Source organism: Methylobacterium sp. CCH5-D2, from assembly GCF_001556475.1.
GTDB classification, from domain to species: Bacteria; Pseudomonadota; Alphaproteobacteria; order Rhizobiales; family Beijerinckiaceae; genus Methylobacterium; species Methylobacterium hispanicum.
Map to the genome: position 1 here is coordinate 1 of NZ_LSIX01001145.1, position 1,091 is coordinate 1,091.

2 protein-coding genes are annotated in these 1,091 nt (G+C 69.7%); one reads left to right on the plus strand and one right to left on the minus strand.

What is annotated here, in order from left to right; all coding sequences use genetic code 11:
- Window positions 1–200, plus strand: a 200-nt coding sequence (locus AX737_RS31140; protein ID WP_197430779.1) for a hypothetical protein, incomplete at its 5' end; no start/stop codon positions are given.
- A 696-nt stretch (window positions 201–896) separates the two neighbouring features.
- On the opposite strand, the gene AX737_RS35165 is transcribed toward AX737_RS31140, so the two are convergent.
- A partial coding sequence (locus AX737_RS35165) for a hypothetical protein (RefSeq protein WP_210173145.1) occupies window positions 897–1,091 on the minus strand: 195 nt, incomplete at its 5' end.

Consider the following 1,091-nt stretch of genomic DNA (forward strand, 5'->3'; position numbering starts at 1 on the left):
AGGCGGTGATGGGCAACATCCGCCAGAACCTGTTCTTCGCCTTCGTCTACAACGCGGCCGGCGTGCCGATGGCGGCGGGCGTCCTCTACCCGTTCCTCGGCATCCTGCTCTCGCCCGTCATCGCCGCCGCCGCCATGGCGCTGTCTTCGGTCAGCGTGATCGGCAACGCCCTGCGCCTGCGGGCGACCCGGCTCGGTTGAAGCGTCCCACCTCGGAGCCCCTTGTTCGCGCCCGTCGTCCACGACCTGATCCACCGGGTCACCGGCCTGGATCAGCCCCACGGCCCTGGGTGGATTGAGCTCGTCTCGGTCCTCGTTCTCGTCGTGGCGCCGGCCTGGACGGGAAGGCTGGCGCTCCGCCTCGGCTGGCGCTGGCTGCGCGGACGGCAGCGCCGTCGCGGCGCCGGAAGCCCGGAGCGGCGGAGCCTTGAGCGCGACGTCCCGCGGGCGACGCTGCGCTTCCAGCTGCGCCTCGTGCTGCTCTCGCTGCTGACGCTTCCGGCGGCGTGGCTTCGTCCAGGGCCGCCTCTCGCTCGACGCCCTGGTCGCGGCGCTGGCAGCCTTCAAGGAGATCGCGCCGGCCCTGCGCGAGCTGTTCGGCTTCGCGCAAGGCTGGTCCGACGCGAGAGCGCGGTTCGAGGAGATCACGAGGTCGCTGCAAGCACTTGAGTTGGCCGTGGGGCTGCGCGGCCTTGAGGTGAAGCTGGAAGCTCGCCACAGCGCGGCCGGACCCGCGTCGATCATCCACGCCATGTCGCGGCAGCTATCCGCTGTCGGGGTTCGCGGCGTCCTCCCGAAGTTCCGCAATTGAAGACCAGGCGCCGGTTCGTTCGTGCGCGCCTTCCATCGATGTTCGGCCGTTATATGGCATCCCGGACGCTCGCATTGCGTGCTCGCTCATACACTGCTCAGGCTTGAGTGAGTTGTCCGGACGATCGTTGTGTTCGGGATCTCGATGCGCGCCGCGGTGGAACATTGCATCATCGTCGGCGAGGTGAGGTGATGAGACAAGGCGCGGCTGTGCTGGCAGCGGAGGATGCGGGCCCTCACCGTCGCGCCAGGGCCGCCGTCCGGGCGATGGCCACGGTCGCC